Origin of the sequence: Streptomyces polygonati (assembly GCF_042650325.1) — a bacterium.
Classification (GTDB): domain Bacteria; phylum Actinomycetota; class Actinomycetes; order Streptomycetales; family Streptomycetaceae; genus Actinacidiphila; species Actinacidiphila polygonati.
Genome location: NZ_JBHSBB010000052.1, coordinates 1 through 19467 on the forward strand (window position 1 = coordinate 1; position 19467 = coordinate 19467).

General features: G+C 70.3%; 14 protein-coding genes. 8 read left to right on the plus strand and 6 right to left on the minus strand.

The annotated features are described in order from the left end of the window. The first annotated feature begins 510 nt into the window (after window positions 1-510). Window positions 511-3264, plus strand: coding sequence for a LuxR C-terminal-related transcriptional regulator (locus ACFO3J_RS34930; RefSeq protein WP_386438579.1), 2754 nt, complete (start codon window positions 511-513; stop codon window positions 3262-3264). Here the strand turns inward: ACFO3J_RS34930 and ACFO3J_RS34935 are convergent. From ACFO3J_RS34935 to ACFO3J_RS34945, 3 genes are all read right to left on the minus strand, one after another. Beyond that, window positions 3226-4122, minus strand: coding sequence for a hypothetical protein (locus tag ACFO3J_RS34935; protein ID WP_386438582.1), 897 nt, complete (start codon window positions 4120-4122; stop codon window positions 3226-3228). The two genes, ACFO3J_RS34930 and ACFO3J_RS34935, sit on opposite strands and share 39 nt — an antisense overlap. 12 nt (window positions 4123-4134) lie before the next feature. Continuing rightward, on the minus strand, window positions 4135-4578 hold the full coding sequence (locus tag ACFO3J_RS34940; RefSeq protein WP_386438585.1) for a hypothetical protein: 444 nt from the start codon (window positions 4576-4578) through the stop codon (window positions 4135-4137). Between the two features lie 280 nt (window positions 4579-4858). After that, window positions 4859-5989, minus strand: coding sequence for an alcohol dehydrogenase catalytic domain-containing protein (locus ACFO3J_RS34945; protein WP_386438588.1), 1131 nt, complete (start codon window positions 5987-5989; stop codon window positions 4859-4861). Between the two features lie 216 nt (window positions 5990-6205). On the opposite strand from ACFO3J_RS34945, the gene ACFO3J_RS34950 reads away from it, so the two are divergent. Next, window positions 6206-6838, plus strand: a complete 633-nt coding sequence (locus tag ACFO3J_RS34950) for an isochorismatase family protein (protein ID WP_386438591.1) — start codon at window positions 6206-6208, stop codon at window positions 6836-6838. Window positions 6839-6935: 97 nt separating this feature from the next. Here ACFO3J_RS34950 and ACFO3J_RS34955 read toward each other — a convergent pair whose 3' ends face one another. Then, window positions 6936-8630, minus strand: coding sequence for a glucuronyl esterase domain-containing protein (locus ACFO3J_RS34955; protein WP_386438594.1), 1695 nt, complete (start codon window positions 8628-8630; stop codon window positions 6936-6938). Window positions 8631-9057: 427 nt separating this feature from the next. After that, window positions 9058-9855, minus strand: a complete 798-nt coding sequence (locus ACFO3J_RS34960; RefSeq protein WP_386438596.1) for a cupin domain-containing protein — start codon at window positions 9853-9855, stop codon at window positions 9058-9060. 444 nt (window positions 9856-10299) lie between these two features. On the opposite strand from ACFO3J_RS34960, the gene ACFO3J_RS34965 reads away from it, so the two are divergent. The 6 genes from ACFO3J_RS34965 to ACFO3J_RS34990 all read left to right on the plus strand — a co-directional run bounded on the left by ACFO3J_RS34965 (window position 10300) and on the right by ACFO3J_RS34990 (window position 17197). Beyond that, a complete protein-coding gene (locus tag ACFO3J_RS34965) occupies window positions 10300-11427 on the plus strand; it encodes a Gfo/Idh/MocA family protein (RefSeq protein ID WP_386438599.1) in 1128 nt (375 codons plus the stop codon). Then, window positions 11424-12413 carry a DUF6807 domain-containing protein gene (locus tag ACFO3J_RS34970; protein ID WP_386438602.1) on the plus strand — a complete coding sequence of 330 codons (990 nt, stop codon included), beginning with the start codon at window positions 11424-11426 and terminating at the stop codon, window positions 12411-12413. Before ACFO3J_RS34965 ends, ACFO3J_RS34970 begins: the two co-directional genes overlap by 4 nt. Before the next feature lie 13 nt (window positions 12414-12426). Next, window positions 12427-13425 carry an ABC transporter permease gene (locus tag ACFO3J_RS34975; protein ID WP_386438604.1) on the plus strand — a complete coding sequence of 333 codons (999 nt, stop codon included), beginning with the start codon at window positions 12427-12429 and terminating at the stop codon, window positions 13423-13425. Beyond that, the gene (locus ACFO3J_RS34980; RefSeq protein WP_386438607.1) at window positions 13422-14321 is read left to right on the plus strand and encodes a carbohydrate ABC transporter permease; all 900 of its coding nucleotides are present in this window, start codon (window positions 13422-13424) and stop codon (window positions 14319-14321) included. Before ACFO3J_RS34975 ends, ACFO3J_RS34980 begins: the two co-directional genes overlap by 4 nt. Window positions 14322-14372: 51 nt before the next feature. Beyond that, window positions 14373-16016 carry an extracellular solute-binding protein gene (locus ACFO3J_RS34985; protein WP_386438609.1) on the plus strand — a complete coding sequence of 548 codons (1644 nt, stop codon included), beginning with the start codon at window positions 14373-14375 and terminating at the stop codon, window positions 16014-16016. Between the two features lie 113 nt (window positions 16017-16129). Next, complete coding sequence (locus ACFO3J_RS34990; RefSeq protein ID WP_386438779.1) at window positions 16130-17197, plus strand: LacI family DNA-binding transcriptional regulator; 1068 nt, start codon at window positions 16130-16132, stop codon at window positions 17195-17197. On the opposite strand, the gene ACFO3J_RS34995 is transcribed toward ACFO3J_RS34990, so the two are convergent. Continuing rightward, window positions 17187-19397: a right-handed parallel beta-helix repeat-containing protein gene (locus ACFO3J_RS34995; RefSeq protein ID WP_386438612.1), complete on the minus strand. Its 2211-nt coding sequence runs from the start codon at window positions 19395-19397 to the stop codon at window positions 17187-17189. The two genes, ACFO3J_RS34990 and ACFO3J_RS34995, sit on opposite strands and share 11 nt — an antisense overlap. Between the last annotated feature and the right edge of the window lie 70 nt (window positions 19398-19467).

Consider the following 19467-nt stretch of genomic DNA (forward strand, 5'->3'; position numbering starts at 1 on the left):
TCTTCGACAGCCGGTTGAACGCGGAGAACGGGGGGCGCTTGTTCGGGATCGTGGTGAGCTGCATACGGTACTTACCTCTTCCGTTGGTGGACACGTGAATTCTTAGTCGTTTCGAATTCACCGGTCAAAGACCCCGGCTACGAATATGGTTCGTAGCCGGGTCCGGAAGGGCCGTCGAATGTCCGCGTATCGCGCTGTAGGGTGGGCGGGGAAATACTAGGCGGCTGGGTATGTGACGCACGTCCTATGGACCGAATCACGGGAGGGCGCCTCCCGCGTCGCTTTATGTGATTCCTGATGCGCGTTATGTGGCCGCTTTTTCAGCTCCCACCGAGCCGCGTTTCCCCCGCGCTTTCAGACCCGGCCTGCCCGGTCGACGGACCGCGCGGCGGGGGGCCATGTGCCGACGACGGTGGGGCCCGGGACGCCCTGAATGCTTGTGTTACGTTGACGGCTCTGCGCTGCTGAGTCGAAGTGATGGCCACCGCCATCCCGGCGAGGGAAATGAGGGTGGCCGTCGTGGCCTCGTACCCCGCACCGTCCGACGCCCGACTGATCGGGCGTGAACGGGAGCTGGTCGCCTGCGAGCTGCTGCTCGGCCGGGCGGGACGCGGCGGCGGTGTGCTGCTGCTGCGCGGCTCGGCCGGGATCGGCAAGACCTCGCTGCTCGACGCCGCCCGCGCCCGGGCCGAGACGCTCGGCTTCCGGTTGCTGGGCACGGCGGGGGTGGAGGCCGAGTCGGCGTTCCCCTTCGCGGCCCTCCAGCCGCTGCTGCTCCCGGTGGTCGACACCGACCTCGGCCTGCCCGGGCATCTGCGCAGGGCCCTGCTCGCGGCGCTCGGCCTGGTGGACGCCGCGATTCCCGGAGTGGAGACGGTCGGCCTCGCCGTGCTGGGCCTGCTGTCCGGGCTGGCCACCGAGTCCGCGCCGCTCTGCGTCGTCGTGGACGACGTGCACTGGCTCGACGCCGCGTCCGCCGTGGTCCTGCGCTTCGTCGCGCGCCGGCTGGGCACCGACCCGATCGTGCTGCTGGCGGCCGGACGCGAGGGCGGCTGGGCCGCGGACGGAGGGCTGCCCGAGCTGAGGCTGGCACCGCTCGACCGCGCGGCGGCGGAGGCGCTGCTGGTGGCACGCGCCCCGCGGCTGCCGTCGGCGCTGCGGCTGCGCGTACTCGCCGAGGCCGACGGCAATCCCCTCGGACTGGTGGAGCTGTCCGGCTCGATCGACACGGCCCGGCCCGCCCGCAGCGCCCTCAGCGAGGTGCTGCCGCTGACCGACCGGCTGGAGGCGGCGTTCGCCGGGCGCACCGCCCCGCTGTCGGCGGCGACACGGACGGTACTGCTGATCGCCGCACTCGCCCCGACCGCGACCTTGGCGGAGGTGCTGGCGGCCGCGAGCACACTCGCCGGGTCGCCGATCGGGCTCGCGGCGCTCGACGCGGCCGTGGGGGAGCGGCTGGTGGACATCGAGGGCCGGCAGATCCGGTTCAGCCACCCGCTGGTGCGGTCCGGTGTGGTCCACGCGGCCCCCGTCTCGGTCCGCCGGTCCGCGCATCAGGCCCTCGCCAGTGCGGTCCAGGACCAGCGGCGGCGGCTGTACCACCGGGCGGAGGCGAGCGTCGGCTACGACGACGAGCTGGCGGACGAGCTGGCGGCGGCAGCCGAATCGGCGTTGCGCCATGGGTCACCGGCGGCAGCGGTCCTCGCACTCGACCAGGCGGTGACGCTGACCTCGCTGGGCCCGGCCCGCGGCAGGCGGCTGGTACGGGCGGCCCGGCTGAGCTTCGAACTCGGCCAGGCCGACGAGGTCCGGCGCTTCCTGGCGCAGACCGACGATGTCGCGCTGGCCCGGGCGGACCGGGCGACGGCGCGGCGGCTCGCGCTGGCCGTCGACAACCCGGACACCGCGGATCCCCGGCCGGCCTGGGAGCTGATCGGGCTGGCCGACGAGGCCATCGCGGCGGCCGACCACGACGGCGCCCTTGAGCTGCTCGGCTTCGCCGCCACCCAGATCGCGTGGGGCAAGCCGTGGGAGGAGGTCGGGCGCGCCATCGTCGCGACGGCCGAGCGGGTACCGGTGACCCGCACCGATCTGCGCGTCATCAGCATTCTCGCGCAGGTACTGCCGGTCGACGCCTACGCCGAGGTGGCGGCCCGCCTCGCGCGGCTGGACGACGAACAGCTCACCGACCCGGCCGCCCAGCAGCTGATCGGCTTCGTCGCCGTGTTCATCGCCGACTACGCCCGCGCCGCCCGGCTGCTGGACCGGGCCGAGCGGCAACTGCGCGAGGACGCCCGGCTCGCCCTGCTGGCCCAGGTGCTCACCTTCCGCGGTATCACCGCGTTCAGCTCCGGCCAGTGGCAGCTCGCGGAGCAGATCCTGGACGAGGCCGAACGGCTGGTCCAGGAGACCGTCCAGGCCGGCTGGGCCAACCGGATCCGCTACGTCCGCGCGGCGATCGCGGGCATGTGCGGCGATGAGCGCCGGCACCAGGAGATCATCGACGAACTCGTGGTGGCCTACCGGCGGACGCTGTCCTCGCACCGGGACAACCACTTCTCCTTCGTCCGCGGGATCACCGCGACCATGCTCGGCCGGCACGACGACGCGCTCGCCCTGCTGAACACGCTCTTCGAGCCCGACGACCCCACCTACGACCGGCGCACCTGCTACGACGCGCTGTTCTACCTCGCCGACTCGGCAGCGGCCAAGGACCGCGCCGTCGATGTCGAACGCGCCCTCGACGTACTGAAGGCCACCGTCCCCGAACCGTGGCCGCCGGCCCTCCAGTCGGCCGTGGACTACGCGCGCGCCGTCACGGCCGACGAGGCGCAGGCCGCGGCGCGGCTGGAGGCGGCGCTGGCGGGCCCCGCAGGCGCGAGGGCCTTCGATCGTGCCCGGCTGCAACTGGCCTACGGCCGCTGGCTGCGCCGCCGGCACCAGCAGCTCAAGGCCCGGGAGCGGCTCCGGGACGCCCGCGACGCCTTCGACAAGCTCGGCAACGAGCCCTTCGCCGCCCTGGCCCGCGCCGAACTGCGCGCCGCGGGCGAGACCAGCCCGGTGCGGCCGGACGCCGCCTGGGACCTGCTGTCCCCCCAGGAGGCGCAGATCGCCCGGCTGGTCGCCGAGGGCCTGTCGAACAAGCAGATAGGCGAGCGGCTGTTCCTCTCCCACCGCACCGTCGCCTCCCACCTGTACCGGATCTTCCCGAAGCTCGGCATCACCTCACGGGCCCAGCTGGCCGGCGCCGTGGCATCGGAGTGACGGGTGAGCGGCGGCCACGGCGCACGCCGAGGACACCGGAGCCGACGGCCCGAGCGTCCCGGCGCACCGGCGGCGGCGGCGGTCAGGGGCCGCCGCGAGGGTGGTGCGGGGTGTGGCGGCACGCTCATGGTCGGGCGGTCGGTTGAGCCAGCGCATGAAAGCCCCGGTGAAGCCGATGGCCAGCGTGGCGGCTCGATGGACTCCGTCACGTCCGTGGTGCGCCAGCAGCTCACGGAGCACGATGACCGTTCCCCCGCCGAACCCGATCGCGCTGCCCGCGGCCGCGCCCGCGTTCAGGTGCAGCATGAGTTCGCGCCAGTGGTTGCTCAGGGAGGTGTTGAGGCCCGTGGGCTGGGACGGCGTGCCGTTCGAGCCGGTCGCCCGGACCAGGATGCTGGTGATGGCGACGGCGGTCGCCATGCCCAGGCTGGTGGTCAGCCAGCGGGACAGACCGTCGGACGGCGACTTGGCGACCGCGTCCCAGGCCCCGGACCAGCAGCCTGTCACCAGGCCGATGGAGCCGATACCGGCGGCGAGTCGCCAGGTGGAGGACTGCATCCAGCCGACCAGTGTCACACCGGGCCCCAGCGGCACACCGAGTTCGACGCTGTCGTGCAGCGCGACGGCGCCGCCGTGCAGGGCGAGGGCGACGGCACCGACCGTCACGGTGACGGCGGCGGCCGTGAGCAGGCCCTGGCGCGCGCCGTCCGCTCGGTTCCTGCTGACCCCGGCGATGAGGCCGAGTGCCATGCCCACCGGTGTCCCGCGGGCCAGTCCGGTGGGGAAGCCACTGGTCAGCGCGTACACAGTGGCCGCCATCAGGCCGGACACGCAGGCCCACGCACGCGGTCCCACCATGCCGTGCCATCGTCACCAGGACAGATGCCCGGCATCGTCGTCGTCCAGATCGCGGGCCAGCTGACGAAGCCATCGCTGAGCGTCCGCGGCGCCCCACTCGCGCTTCGGAAGAGCGGCCCCGTGCAGTTCCGCCGCCGGCCCGTTCGCCGACGGGTCCGGGTAGGTGAAGGCCTCCGCGAGGAAGGCGTGCTCGTAGGTATGGCCGAGCGACGCGGTGGTCGTTCTGCTGACCGTGACGCCCGCCGGTGGCAACCGGCTCGAATCCCAGTCGACTTCAGCCGGATCGGCACTGACAAGGCCTCGCTTGGCGGCCTCAGGACGCCATTGCTCCCGGAGGGCTTCGGCCAGCGCGTCGGCGGCCTCGTCCACCTCCGCGTCGGACGAGGGCGCTGTCACATCATGCCGTGTGAGTATCAGAGCCGCCGATGAGCCCAGCGCTGCCAGCTCGGCGATCACCGAGGCCAGTCCACCTGAGAAGTCGGGCGGCCTGGTTGCCTGGGCCCATATCAGCCAGGCCGCGCCCGACAGGCACAGCGCCGCGCCCCCCACCCGCCCGAGGGTGTCAAGCCGTCTTCGAGCCCTGCCCAGGAATCAACACCAATGCCGGGGGCGGGTTCCCCCGCCGAGGGGCGCATAGAAGCAGAGGGAGCGCGTCGGCGCACACCAGCGGAGATCCGTCGTCGGATCGGTCTTCGGCGACGGCGGATACGGCGCCGGGGAGCGGACGATCGCGGACTCAGAAGGTGATGACCGCGCGACCGCCGTGCCACTGTCCCGCGACCATCTCGGCGAGCGTGGCCGGGGCCTGGTCGAGAGTGACCGGGATGATGTCCGGCATCAGACTGTGCTGCGCGGCGAAGTCGAGGGTGGCCCGGGTGTCCTTGGGGGAGCCGGACGGCGAGGCCATCACATGCAGCCGGTTCATGATCATGGGCTGGCTCGGCAGCTCGAGCGGCTGCGGACCGTAACCGAGCAGGACCAGTGTGCCCTCGGGAGCCAGTCCGCCGAGCATGGCGGAGGCGGTTTCGGTGGAGGGCGTGCTGTTGACGATCAGGTCGGCGCCGAAGCCCCAGTTCTTCAGCTCGGCGACGGGGTCACCGTCGCCGGTGGCTATGAACCGTTCGGCGCCCAGTTCCTTCGCGCGGTCCTCACTGCGGTGCGAGCGGCCCAGCGCGGCGACCCGGGCGCCCATGGCGGCGGCGAACCTGATCGCCATGCCGCCGATGGCCCCGGCGCCGATCACCGCCACCCGGGATCCCGGAGTGATGCCGGCCTGCTTCAGGCCGTTGAACGCGGTCAGGCCCGCGCACATCAGCGGGGCGGCACCGACCGGGTCGATTCCGTCCGGCAGGGGCGTGACGAATCCTTCGCGGAAGATCGCGTACTCGGCGTAGCCACCGTCGGTCTCGACGCCGGTGATGTGCTTGTTCGGGCACATGATCTGCTCGCCGCGGACGCAGTAGTCGCAGTGCATATCGGAGTCGTGCAGGAACTGCGCGCCCACGGTGGTGCCCACCTCCGGCCAGGTCACGCCGTCGCCCAGTTCGGCGACGGTTCCGCTGACCTCGTGGCCGGGGATCGTCGGGAAACGGGCCATCGGGTATTCGCCGTTCGTCAGGGTGACTTCCGAGTTGCACATCCCGCAGGCGATCATCTTCACCAGAATCTCGCCCGGTCCGGGCGCCGGAACATCACGCTCGACGAGAGTGAGGCCGGTATGCGGGGCGGAAAGCTCGGCAGCACGCATGATCGTCTCCAAAATGACTGGCCAGCGGGGTCGGACCCGCGGTGCGGACCGTCCCCTCGGACAAGGGAAATCCTCGATGATGGTCTGCACCTCCCAGTATAAAAGCGCGCTGAAAAACATAAACCGCAATGTCCTGCGCCCGGCCGTACGAATATGCGGCTCCGTCCGCGGATGCCGGCCGGCCGCGCGGGCCGTACGCTGAAATTGGCTGCGGGAATGTGCCCGGGCAGCGCTGCGAGGGGCAGACCAGGCGCTCCGGCCGACCAGGACACGCCGCCGCCGCGGCCGCATCGACCTGTGCCTGCGGAATACCCGGAACTGAAGAGGTGAGCAGACGTGTCCGAGACATCGAAGTTCCAGGAAACCCTCACCAAGGAAAATGCCGCAGTCGTCCTTGTCGACCACCAGGTAGGGCTTTACAGCGGCGTGCGTGACATCGGACTGCTGGAGCTGAAGCACAATGTGACCGGCATGGCCAAGGCCGCGCAGTTGCTGGACGTCCCGACGGTGGCGACCACGACCGCGGCCGACAGCATGTGGGGTCCGATGATCCCTGAACTGGCCGAGGTGCTGCCGAAAGACGCCGAGGTCATCGACCGCACCAGCGTCAACGCGTGGCACGACGACGGGGTCCGCGAGCAGATCAAGGCCACCGGCCGTAAGAAGTTGATTTTCGCCGGAGTCTCGCTGGAAGTCTGCGCGACGATGCCCGCCATCGCCGCGGCTGCGGAGGGCCATGACACCTACGTGGCACTCGACGCGTGCGGAACCTTCTGGCAGGCCAAGCGGGAAGCCGGCATCGCCAGGGCGCAGCAGGCCGGTGTGATCGTCAGCGACTACGGCACGCTGATGGTGGAGATCATGGGCGACAACGCCGCCCCCGAGGCCGGCGAGGTCTACGGCGCGCTCGACATGTCCTTCGCCACCCTGCTCGGCCAGATCTCCTCCGCTTACGGCGATGACGGGTGACCGGCGCTTCGGCGACAGCTGAACCCGGCCGACCGGAAAACGTGCAGGGTCCCGCCATGTCCGCGGTGGGACCCTGCACGTGCTGTGTGGGGGTGGGTCAGTTTGTGGTGCAGGTGAAGGTGGGCCAGGTGGTGGAGCCGTTTTTCTGGATGGTGAGGCCCCAGTTGTTGCCGTTGCCGTTGGGTTTGGCCACCAGTTGCTGGGCGTTGGGGTAGGTGGCGGTGATGTTCCAGGTGGACATGACTTTTTCGGGGGCGGGGATGTTGGCGGTGACGGTCCAGTTGGTGGAGCCGGTGACGGCGACGCTGAGGTTGTAGCGGTCGCTCCACTGCGAGCCGGCGGTGACGGTCGCGGTGCAACTCCCGCCGCTGCCACCGGTCGTGCCCGTACTGGTGCCGGACGAGGTGCCCGACGACGTTCCCGCCGAGGTGCCGGCGGACGTGCCGGCCGATGTCCCCGCGGAGGTGCCCGCTGAGGTGCCGGCCGACGTTCCGGCCGAGGTCCCGCCGCCGTCGGTGAGGGTCGGGGTCTGCCAGGTCCGCCAGGAGGCCAGGTCGCCGGCCTTCGAGGGGGCGACCTTGAACACGGCGGGCGCGTTGCCGGTGTTGAGCAGGAACTTCTGGATGCTGGCCTGGAGCGGTGCTTTCCATTCCGGCCGCACCGCGCAGTGCGTACCGTCCTGGACATCGGACCAGTAGGAGATGTTGCTGCCCGCGCCGAGCGCCTTGTAGACCTCCGCGCCACCGAGGGCGGCGAGGCTGCCGGATTTGGCGCCCAGCCAGTCCACGTGCGGGTTCTCCATGATGAAGGCCCCGCGCGGAGCGATCAGGCCGACGACCTCATGGGTGTCCACCGGCAGTCCGGCCGGGTTGCCCGTGAAGGACCCGAAGGCGTCGCCCAGCCAGGGCTGCTCGCTGTACGCGCTGCTCAGCGGCTGCGAGCCACTCTCGGTGGGGATGCTGCGGAAGACATCGGTGCCACCGGAACCCGATTCGATCGGCATGGTCAGCGCGATGCGCTGGTCGAACGCGCCGGCCACGAACGCGCCCTTGCCGTACCGTGAGCAGCCCGTGACGCCGGTCGCGTCGGCTTTCAGGATGCTGCCGCCGGACTGCTGGATGACGTCGATGATCCGGCTGACGCCCCAGGACCAGGCCATCAGCAGGCCGGTGCTGCTGTTCGCGCCGTAGATGCTGTAGAACGCGCCCTGCTTGTTGGTGCGCGGCGTGCCCTCCTTACCGACCGCGGTGGGATCGAAGTTGATCACCGCCGCGCCCGACGCCTTGATCGTGGCCGTGTCCGCGATTCCGCCGTAGACGATCACCGCCGGGAACGGCCCGGTGCCACTCGGCAGCGACACACTCGCCGAGAAGCTCGAACTGCGGCCCTGGTCACTGACGTTGACGGTGATGTTGGTGCTCGACACCGTCCCGGTGACACTGGCGGGCCGGGCCGGCTTCTGGCCGTAGACGGACGTCTCGGCCTGCCGCACGATCTCCTCGCGCCGGCACCGCCAGTCGGAGACCGTGCTGATCCGGGTGCCGTCCGTCCTGGTGAAGGGGTCGGGCAGCTTGGAGTTGGACGCCGTCTGGCCACTGGACACGGCGCAGTCCGCGCCCTCGTCCTCGACGGAAGAGGCGACCGCGGCGGTGGAGGCGAGCCGGGCGGTGGCGCGGACACCGCTGCTTCCGGCGGCGCCCGCCTGCGGGAGGAGGGCGGTGGTGGTCAGGGTCGCGGCGGCCACAAAGGCCACTGCCGCCCAGATCCGGGGCCGATATCGATGGAAACGCATGGGTGAGCCTCCAGAGCGGGGGTGCGGTCCGGGGGAGCGGTTCGCAGGGCGGAGCCGCTCGCGTACCGGAACACGCGGGGGTGGGGGGATGCGCGCCGACCAGCCGGGTGGAAGCCGTACCGTCGGCGCGATGGGGCGGGTTGCGGTGCGCCGGATACGGAGCCGGCTATGGGAGCGCTCCCAGGGTAGGGATGCCCCCCAGGCGCGGCAACATTCCGGACGCCGGTAGCTCAACTTGGCTGCTTTTACCCGTGATCCGACCTGCGTGCTGCCTCGGTCGGCGGGCGGGGCGGATGAAACCAGCCACCTCTATCCCTCCTACCTGCTGCTTTGCCGGATGGTTGTTTTCAGCCCTGGTGCGGAAAGATTTCCGAAACAAACACAGATCCAAGGTGTCCTCAGCGTGCACTCCACGCCGTCTTCGATCTCAGACCGTGGCTTCGGGTCGGCTGTAGGGCGCCAGATGGCCGCACATGCCCAGCACGTCCTGCGCCGGCGCGGGCAGTGACGCCACCGAAGCTTCCCGGAGATGGCGGATGTCGCCCTGTCGCAGGGCGGCGATCTCCCGGCCGGTCCGTTCGGCGGCGGCCGCCGCCCTTGTGCGTCGTGTCCGCTCCCAGTCGTCGAGCCGTGGGGCGACCAGGGCCGCGGCAGCGGCGTAGAAGGTGTCGAGTGCCTCGCCGTTTCCCCCCTCGACCTGTGCGACGAGGTCGCGGAAGCCGCTGATCGCCAAGTCCCGCCTGATACGGGCCCGTTGGAAGCGGCTGGCCGGCGGCCCTTCGCCCAGCGAGGCGGCGGCGCGGTAGCTGTCGAGATCGGCCAGCTGGGCCGGGGGGAAGGTCATCACGGCGTCCCCGGCTTCCGGCAGGCCGTCGTTCTGCATGACGACGAGAACGTCGAGATGGTCGAGGTTCACCGCTCGGTGGATGGTGCCCGGTGTGAACCAGACGGCGTCGCCCGCGGCGAGCGGGGTGCGGCGCAGCCCGTCGGCGGTCAGGGTGTGCAGCTCCCCGGTGCCCGCCAGGACGTAGTAGCACTCGGTGCAGGCGAGGTGCGTATGCGGTGTACCGCCGTGCAGGGCGTCCTCGGTGGGCCAGGGGTAGACCCGCAGCCGGGACAGCCCGACTCCTCCCGGCAGCAGCGGAATGTCGGTCATGCGATCCCTTTCCTGGTAGCCGTCCGGGTCGGCGCCGAAGACGGAGACCGCGGTACTGGTGCGCGTCATGGCGAGCGGTACTGGCGGTGCCTGTTCCCGCCCGCCGGCTGGCCGGTGCGCGGGTCACCGGTGCGTGCGCCGCGACGCGGCGACGAGGTGCGGCGGCACGGCGGGGCGCCGTGTGAGGGCGGCCGGGGTGGGTGGCCGGGAGGAACTCCGGAGGCTTCCGGGAGACGGCGAAGCCGGGTCGGAATTCCGAATGTTTCGCTGTCAGCTCCGGAAGATTAGGGCCGGGCTTCCGGCAGAGTCAAGGTATCGGTCGGCGTTGATGCCGACACCGTTCCGAACCGGAACATGGCCCAGACCTGGTATCTGGTGCCGGAGGTGCGGGAATTGTGTCCGAGGTGTTGACGATCGAGCGGCCCGGACGTAGCTTCCTGGCCAGCAAAGTTTCCGAACTGATTCCGAAAGTTTCGTATCCCTTGCCACGCAGAAGATGAGCAGGAGGCATGTGTGCCCGGCAGGACCTTCCGCGTAGCCGTTGTCGGAACGGGCAACATCGCAGCGGTGCACGCGCAGAACCTCGCGGGTCTGGCGGATCGTGCGGAGTTGGTGGCGGCGGCGGACATCGACCGGGAACGGCTGGACGCCTTCTGCGACCGCTGGAACGTGTCCGGGCGCTACCACGACCTGGAAACGCTGCTGGCCGTCGCCCGACCGGACCTGGTGCACCTGTGCACGCCGCCCGGGCTGCACAAGCAGCAGGCGCTGACCTGTCTGCGCGCGGGCGTCCACGTACTGTGCGAGAAGCCGCCGGCCCTCAGCCTCGCCGAACTCGACGAGATCGGGGCGGCCCAGACGGCCCGTGGAGCGTCGTTCGCCACGGTTTTCCAGCACCGTTTCGGATCCGGCGCCGCGCGGCTGCGTTCCGTGATGGCGTCAGGAGCGCTCGGCAGACCCCTGGTCGCCGTGTGCCACACCCTGTGGCACCGGCCCGACGACTACTTCGCCGTGCCCTGGCGCGGCAAGTGGGAGATCGAGGGCGGTGGTCCCACGATGGGCCACGGCATCCACCAGTTCGACCTCCTGCTGTCCGTGCTCGGCGAGTGGCGGGAGATCAGCGCCGTGGCGGCGCGCCTGGTCAGGCCGACGGCCACCGAGGACGTGTCCTGCGCCCTGGCCACCTTCGTCGACGGCACGGTGGCCACGATCGTCAACTCCCTGCTGTCGCCCAGGGAGACCAGCTATCTGCGCTTCGACTTCGAGCGCGCCACGGTCGAGGTCGAGCACCTTTACGGATACGGCGACGACGACTGGCGGATCCACCCCGCGCCCGGACACGAGGACGCGGTGACCACTGCCTGGCGGGCCGGACCCAGCGGCCGGTCGTCCGGCCACGCCGCGCAGTTCGCGGCGGTCCTCGACGCGCTGGAGGTGGGTTCGCCGCTGCCGGTGACGCTGCCCCAGTCCCGCGCCACCCTCGAATTCGTCGCGGCCACCTACGCCTCCGCCTTCGAACGGCGCCCGGTCCGGCGCGGGGAGATCGGCGCCGGCAGTCCCTTCTACCGGCGTATGCAAGGCGGCGGCCCTCCGTGGACGCCCGCCCTGACCGCCGCCCGACCCCAGGAGACGACCCTGTGAACACCCACCCGAGGCCGTATCCCCCCAGCACGGAGCCGGGTCCCTCCGGGCTCGCGGTCGACCACGAGCTCGACACCTCGCTGCGGATCACTTTCGACGGGCGTCCGCTGACCCGCTATGTCTACCGGCCCTGGGACGCCCAACTGGAGTCCCCCCGCCCCTACTTCCACCCACTGCGCACCCTCGGCGGCGACCTGGTCAGCATCTACCGGCCGCACGACCACATCTGGCACAAAGGGATCTCGCTGTCCCTGCCGAACGTCGAGACGGAGAACTTCTGGGGCGGCGCCACCTACCGGCGCGGCACGGGCTACGGCCAGTACGACAACAACGGGTCGACGGACCACGAGGAGTTCGCCGAACTGTCGGTCCGCGGCGGACGTCTGCTGGTCACCGAACGGTTGCGCTGGCACACCGAACAAGGACAGCCCTGGTTCACCGAGGTCCGCCGGTTCGCCGTGGAGGTGCTGCCGGACCAGGACGCCTGGGTGCTCGTCTTCGAGACCGCCCTCACCAATGTGCGGGGCCGGGACACGGTGATCGGCAGCCCGACCACCGAGGGCCGGGACAACGCCGGCTACGGCGGTCTGTTCTGGCGCGGGCCGCGGTCCTTCACCGGCGGCACGGTCTACACGCCCGACGGCGCCGGCGGCGACGAGCTGATGGGTGTGCGCACGCCGTGGATCGGCTTCACCGGCCGCCACGACGCCCACGGACGCTTGTCCACCCTCGCCTTCGTGGACGGCGCCGGCAATGAGCCCGGTGGTGAACACGTCACGTGGTTCGTCCGTTCCACTCCCTACGCCTGCGTCTGCCCCGCGCCCTTCTTCGACACGGAGGTGACCGTCGAGGACCGCCGGACCCTGACCCGGCGCTACGCCGTGGTGATCGCCGACGGCGACCGCGGACCGGACGGCACCGCTGAACTGGCCGAGGCCGGAAGGTCGTCGCTGGCAGCCGTCGGCACGATGACGCCGTCCGGCTGAAGGAGCGTGCAGCGTGCAGACGAGCCGAGCGGCCGGCGCCAGCAGCAGCACGACGAGCCACGGGACGAACGCCACCGCCGCGGAACCGCCGCCCCCGCGACGGATGAGCCTGCGGCAGCGCGTCAGGCGGGACCGGGTGCTCCTGCTCGCCGCGCTGCCGGGCATCACCCTGCTGCTGGTCTTCCAGTACCTGCCCCTGCTGGGCAACGTCATCGCCTTCAAGGACTACCAGCCGTACCTGGGGATCAACGGCAGCCCCTGGGCGGGCCTGCGCGACTTCGCGGTGATCTTCAACGGCGACCCCGCGTTCGTCAACGCGCTGGAGAACACGGTCGAGATCACCCTGCTCCAGGTCCTGGTGGCCTTCCCTGTCCCCATCGCGCTCGCACTGATGCTGGACAGCCTGGTGTCGGAGCGGGTCAAGCGCATCGTGCAGAGCGTCCTCTACCTGCCGCACTTCCTGTCCTGGGTGATCGTTGTCGCCATCTTCCAGCAGACGCTGGGGGACGCGGGGCTGCTCAACACCTTCCTGCGCGGCCATGACCTCGCCACCGTGCACGTGGTCGGGAACGCGACGGTCTTCAAGGAGATGATCACCGCCCAGGCACTGTGGAAGGACGCCGGCTGGTCCATGATCCTCTTCCTCGCCGCCCTGTCGCGTATCGACCCGGGCCTGTACGAGGCGGCGGCGGTGGACGGCGCGAGCCACTGGCGGCGGGTCTGGCACGTCTCACTGCCGGGACTGCGCGGCATCATCGTGCTGCTGCTGATCCTGCGGCTCGGCGAGTCCCTGACGGTCGGCTTCGAGCAGATCGTGCTCCAGCAGGGCGGTGTCGGCATCGACGCCAGCGAAGTGCTGGACACCTATGTCTTCAACAACGGTATCCAGCAGGGCGACTGGGGCGCCGCCGCGGCCGTGGGGCTCGTCAAGGGCGCCGTCGGCCTGCTGCTGGTGCTGGGCGCCAACAAAGTCGCCCACCGGCTCGGCGAACAGGGGATCTACCAGCGATGACCGGCAACACGCCCGGCCCGGCGCGCTTCGGCCGGCCGACCCCACTCGGCAGAACCGTCAAGACCGTGATCCTCACCGTGTGCTGCGCCGCGGTGCTGATCCCCTTCGCCGGCATCTTCGCCACCAGTCTCGCCGACCGCGCGGAGATCACCAGGAGCGGTGGGTTCGTACTGCTGCCCCACGGCGCGCACTTCGCGGCCTACCAGGCGGTGCTGTCCGGCGGCGTGGTCACGCGGGCCCTGGTGGTCAGCCTGCTGGTCACCGCTGTGGGCACGGTGCTGTCGCTCGTGTCGACCGCGCTGCTGGCCTACGGGCTGAGCCGGACCGACTCCGTGGGCCACCGCCCGCTGCTGATGACCGTGCTCTTCGCGCTGCTGTTCGCGCCCGGCATCATCCCGAGCTACCTGGTGGTCAAGCAGTTCGGGCTGCTCGACAGCTACTGGTCGCTCATCCTGCCCGCCATGGTCAACGCCTTCAATGTGGTGATCGTGCGCGCGTTCTTCATGGAGCTGCCCCGCGAACTCCTCGACAGCGCCCGTATCGACGGGGCCGGTGACTGGACCGTGCTGTGGCGGATCGTCCTGCCGCTCAGCCGCGCGGTGCTCGCGGTGGTCGGCCTCTTCTACGCGGTCGGCTACTGGAACTCGTTCTTCGGCGCGCTGCTGTACCTCAACGACACCTCCAAGTGGCCCCTGCAACTGGTGCTGCGCACCTATGTCGTCAACAACACCGCACTGGGCGTCGACCAGATCGGTGCCGGCGGTTCGTCGCTCCCGCCGCAGACCGCCATCCAGATGGCGATCCTCGTGATCTCGATCGTGCCCGTCCTGGTCGTCTACCCCTTCGTCCAGCGCCACTTCAGCAAAGGCGTCCTCACCGGCGCCGTCAAGGGCTGACCGCAGGGCCAGGCCCGCATCCCCCCTCCACCCGATCCCCAGGGAGAGCCCATGACCGGCAACACCCCCCGTATGGACCGACGATCGTTCCTGCGGAGCGCCGCGTTCGCCTCGGTGGGCGCCGCCGGCGGCGGCCTGCTGAGCGCGTGCAGTTCGTCGAGCGCCGGAACTGCGGACAACGCCGCCGACAACAGCGCCGTCGAACTGCCCGCCTACCAGCCCTACACCGCGGTGCGCCCCGACTACCCGGGCAACGCCCAGGGCCTGCTGAACGGATTCTCCGGCTACCCCGCGCACCCGGCCAGAACCATCGGCGCGCCGCCCGCGCACGGCGGGACCATCTCGGCCTTCGTGGAGACCGGGTCGCCCATCCCACCGGGCCTGGGCAGCAACCCCTACTGGCAGGAGCTGAACAAGCGGGTCGGGGCGAAGCTCGACCTCACCATCGTCCCCGCGGCCGACCTGACCACCAAGTTCGCCACCCTGATCGCCGGCGGCGACCTGCCGGACTTCATGGTGCCCCCGCTGCCGCCGCTGGCCGGGGTCCGCGGTCTGCCGCAATTCCTCGCCGCCAAATGCCAGGACCTGACGGAATTCCTCTCCGGCGACGCGGTCAAGGAATACCCCTACCTGGCCAACATCACCACCGACGCCTGGCGTTCGTGCGTGTTCGACGGCGGCATCTACGGCCTGCCCGTCTCCCGCGGCGTGGCGGGCAGTCTGATGTTCTACCGCGCGGACCTCTTCGACACGTTGGGAGCCGACCCCAACCCGAGCAGCTACGCCGAGTTCTTCCAGCTGTGCAAGGACGTCACCGACGCCAAGAAGGGCCGGTGGGCGCTCGTCACCGCGGGCTCCGCCGTCGCCTTCGTCGCCCAGATGCTCGGAGTGCCCAACGGCTGGAGCGAGAAGAACGGCAAGCTCACCAGCTCCTACGAGGACGAGAGGTACAAGCAGACGCTCTCCCAGGTCCGTACGATGGTCCAGGCCGGAGTGATCCACCCGGACAGCTTCGATCCGGCGGCGCCCTGGAAGCAGTGGTTCAACGCCGGCAACGGCCTGATGGGCGAGGACCGTTACACCGCCTGGCCCCAGTACTACGCCGACAACGTGGCCGGGTCCGCGTTCGAGGTGGCCGGGATGAGGCCGCCGAAGTTCGACGGCGGCGGGTTCGCCGGCACCTGGCAGTCGCCTCCGGTCAACAACTTCACCCCGCTCAAGAAGGCGTCCGCGTCGCGGATCAGGGAACTGCTGTCCGTGGCCAACTGGCTCGCCGCGCCGTTCGGGACCGAGGAGTACCTCTTCCGCAAGTTCGGCCTGCCCGGGACCGACTACTCCCTGCGGAACGGCGGCCCCGCCCCCACCCAGGCAGGGCTCGCCCAGACCGTACTCGGCATCCGCTACATCACGGACGCGCCCGATACCATCTTCGTGCCCGGCGATTCCGAGGCGACCAAGGCATGCTACGACTACCAGCGGGCGATCATTCCGACGTCCGTAAAAGACCCCACCGTCTCACTGTTCTCCGAGACCTACTCACGGACCGGCGCGGTGCTCGCCCAGCACCTGTCCGACGCGGCGAACGACATCCTCACCGGCCGTAAATCGATTTCCTCCTGGGACACGGCGGTCGGCCAGTGGCGCTCGTCCGGCGGCGACAAGATGCGCGCCGAATTCGAGAAGCAGTTGGGCTGACCGCGGCCGGCGGCCGGCAGGCCGGGCGGCGCCCCCGTACCGCCGCTCCTCCTCCATGGCCTCGGGGCGGCTGCCCTGGCCGCAGCGCCAGGCGGTACGATGGGACCGTGACCGTGCCCAAATCGCCCAAGCAGCAATCCAAGAGCGAACGGGGCAAGTTGGCGGCGGCCGGTACGGCGACGCTCGCGGAAATCGCCCGGCAGGCCGGAGTATCCGCACCCACTGTTTCCAAAGTGCTCAATGGACGCGCCCATGTCGCGCCCGCGACCCGGAATAAAGTGGAGGAGCTGCTCAGGGATCACGGTTACCGCCGTAAGCGCGGAGTCGCGCGGCCCCGCCCTTCCGGATTGCTGGAACTGGTCTTTCACGAACTGATCAGCCTGTGGGCGACGGAGATTATCAGGGGCGCCGAGAACGTCGCCCGTCAGGAGGGACTCACCCTCGTCCTTTCCGAGTCGGCGGGCCGGGAGGAGATGGGACTCTCCTGGGTGGACGGGGTGCTCACCCGGGATCCGGCCGGTGTCATCCTCATCATGTCCAACCTGACCGCCGAACAGAGCTCCCTCCTCGTCAGCCGGGACGTCCCGTTCGTCGTCATGGATCCCGCCGGGTCCCCGGCCGACGACGTCCCCTCCATCGGCACGACCAACTGGCAGGGCGGGTACACCGCCACCCGGCACCTGCTGGATCTCGGCCATCGGCGCATCGGCGTCATCGGCGGCCCGGCCGGCGTGCTGTGCAGCCGCGCGCGCATCGACGGCTACCGGGCCGCACTGGAGACGGGGGGTGTGATGTCCGACAGCGAACTGATCCGGCACGGTACGTTCCAGCACGACGCGGGCTATCACATCGGCAAGGAACTGCTGAGCGTCGCTGACCGCCCCACCGCGCTGTTCACCGGGAACGACATCCAGGCCATGGGCGTCTACCAGGCCGCGCGGGAGCTGGGGCTGCGCATCCCCGAAGATCTCAGCGTCGTCGGCTTCGACGACCTGCCGATATCCGCGTGGATGGGCCCTCCGCTCACCACCGTGCGACAGCCGCTGGTCGACATGGCGGAGGCCGCCGTCCGGCTCGTCCTGGAGCTGGGGCGCGGCGAGCAGCCGGGCATGCGCCGGCTGGAGCTCGCGACGAGTCTCGTCGTCCGCGACAGCACGGCGCCGCCCCCGGTCAGTCGTTGATCAGGTCGAACTCCTCATAGCTGCCGATCGACGTGCGGTTGGCGATCAGTGCGGCGGCGCCGGCGTTCTCCGCCGTGACGTAGTCGTTGTTGGCGTGGGCGCGCAGGCTGACGCTGCCGTCGGGGTTGTTGATCAGGTCGAAGGATTCCCAGGGGCCGATGGCGGTGCGGTTGGCGATCAGCGGGGCGGCTCCGCCGTTGTCGGCGGTGACGTAGTCGTTGTTGGCGTGGGCGCGCAGGCTGACGCTGCCGTCGGAGTTGTGCAGCAGGTCGAAGGACTCCCAGGCGCCGATCGCGGTCCGATTGGCGATCAGCGGCGAGGCGCCGGCGTTGTCGGCCGTCACATACTGGCTGTTGGCGTGGGCGCGCAGGCTCACGACGCCGGACGGGCCCGAGGTGCCCTGCCAGCTGTTGCCGCTCACCGTCGCGCTGAAGCCGGTGGAGCTGTTGAGGTAGGCGGAGGCTCCCGGCTTCAGACCGGTCACCGTGTTGCCGGTGATGGTGGCGGATCCGGAGGGCGCCGGGAGGTTGGGCGGTGAGATCGCGATGCCGTTGCGCCACGGGGAGGTGATCGTGTTGCTGGTCAGCTTGGTGCCGTTCGAGCTGGAGATGCCGATCGCGTCGTAGACGGAGCTGATGATGGTGTTGCCGGTGACGGTGGCGTTGGCGACGTCCCCGGTGGACTGGCCCGGGGCGTCGATGCCGATGCGCAGCGCGGGCTGGCCCTGGTTGTAGGCGTTGCCGCCGGACCGCACGATGGTGTTGCCCGACACCGTGGCCGAGGTGAGGTGGCTGCCGTTGGCGCTGAACTGGCCGACGCTCAGGCCCGTATAGCGCGCGGTGTCGGCGATGTAGTTGTTCTGCACGAGGTCGCCGCCACCGCCGTAGACCCCGATGCCGTGGGCTCCCCAGACGGCGATGACGGTGTTGTTGGTCAAGGTGGGGGCGGTCATCGCGGTGTAGTAGGTGGTCGTGCCGCCGGTGACGTTGTAGTTGACGGAGTTGATGGCCATTCCGTCGTCGCCGGTGCCGCGGATGAAGTTGTTGGTCGCGGTGAGGTGGTCGCCGACGCTGCTGTTGTTGGAGACGTTGTTGATGTTGACGCCGTCGGCCCACATGTCGGTGAAGCGGCTGTTGGACACGGTGCCGCCGGTACCGGCGCCCCATATCCCTGAGGTGTTGTGCTGGGCCCACACTCCGTTGACGGCCCAGTCGGTGCCGGACATGTCCATGGAGCCGCCGGAGCCGTCGACGGTGGCGCGGCTGGTCGCGTTGGAGTCGAGATGGAAGTTCTCCAGGGTGGTGGACACGCCGTGGAAGAGCGCGGCCGGGCCCTGGGCGTTGGGCAGGGGCACGGAACGGTAGATGGTGCTGTACCACATGCCAGCCCCCTCGATCGTGATGCCCGTGGCCGAGAGGCCGTTGGTGCCCTTCACATAGAAGGTCCCGGACGGGATCCAGAGGATCTTGCCCTGTGACTGCGCCTGGTTGATACAGGTCTGGATGGCCCCGGAGCTGTCCACCGACGCGCTGTCGGCGGAGCCGTTGGGCTGGGTGGGGTCGGAGACGGCCCCGCAGCTCGTGATGGAGACCGAGTTGGCCGGCTGGGTGATCGGCGCGGGGGGATTCTCCACGTCGATCACGTCGATGAGGTATTTGGCGGCGGTGTTGGCCGCGTCCTTCTGCAGGGTGATCGTGCTGCCCGGCGCGACGGCGGCACCGGTGACGAACGCGTGCGCGTCGTCGAAGAAGACCTGGGGGTCGCCGTCCGCCGGATTCTGGTCCTGGCCGCTGTACGCGGTGCCTTCGTACAGCCAGCTCTGCTTCGAGTTGAGGTTCAGCGCCTGGCGGAAGGTGCCGTCCACATAGAGGTTCAGGGTGGCGGTGGTGCCGCCGCCCGAGGCGCTGTCCGGGATGCTGGCCCGGACGTCGACGAAGCTGACCGGATGTCCGGTGGTGTTCGTCCAGCGGACGAACTGACCGGTGCCGGTGAGCTGCGCGTAGGCGTGTCCGGACGCTTCGAGCGCCGCGCTGGAGTACTGCGTGGTGGGCGCCGCGGTCACCGACACGGCGGTGGCGCCGCCGCCGAGCGTTCCGGCCTCGCCCTCGTAGCTGGTGAACGGGGTCGTCGCGCCGACCGTCGCGGCTGTCGCGGAGGGCAGCGAGAGGGCGACCACCAGTCCGGGTATCAGCGCCGACACCGCGACCAGTGCCGCGCCCCTGAGCAACTTCGCGCGCCCGCGCGGCCTCGACGGGCCCGGCGGGCGGAAT

Coding starts and splice junctions, on each gene's coding strand:
- ACFO3J_RS34945 (WP_386438588.1), bottom strand. CDS start 5,989: ATGTTTTTCAGCGCGCTTTTATACTGGGAGGTGCAGACCATCATCGAG.
- ACFO3J_RS34955 (WP_386438594.1), bottom strand. CDS start 8,630: ATGCGTTTCCATCGATATCGGCCCCGGATCTGGGCGGCAGTGGCCTTT.
- ACFO3J_RS34960 (WP_386438596.1), bottom strand. CDS start 9,855: ATGACGCGCACCAGTACCGCGGTCTCCGTCTTCGGCGCCGACCCGGAC.
- ACFO3J_RS34980 (WP_386438607.1), top strand. CDS start 13,422: ATGACCGGCAACACGCCCGGCCCGGCGCGCTTCGGCCGGCCGACCCCA.
- ACFO3J_RS34935 (WP_386438582.1), bottom strand. CDS start 4,122: ATGGTGGGACCGCGTGCGTGGGCCTGCGTGTCCGGCCTGATGGCGGCC.
- ACFO3J_RS34985 (WP_386438609.1), top strand. CDS start 14,373: ATGACCGGCAACACCCCCCGTATGGACCGACGATCGTTCCTGCGGAGC.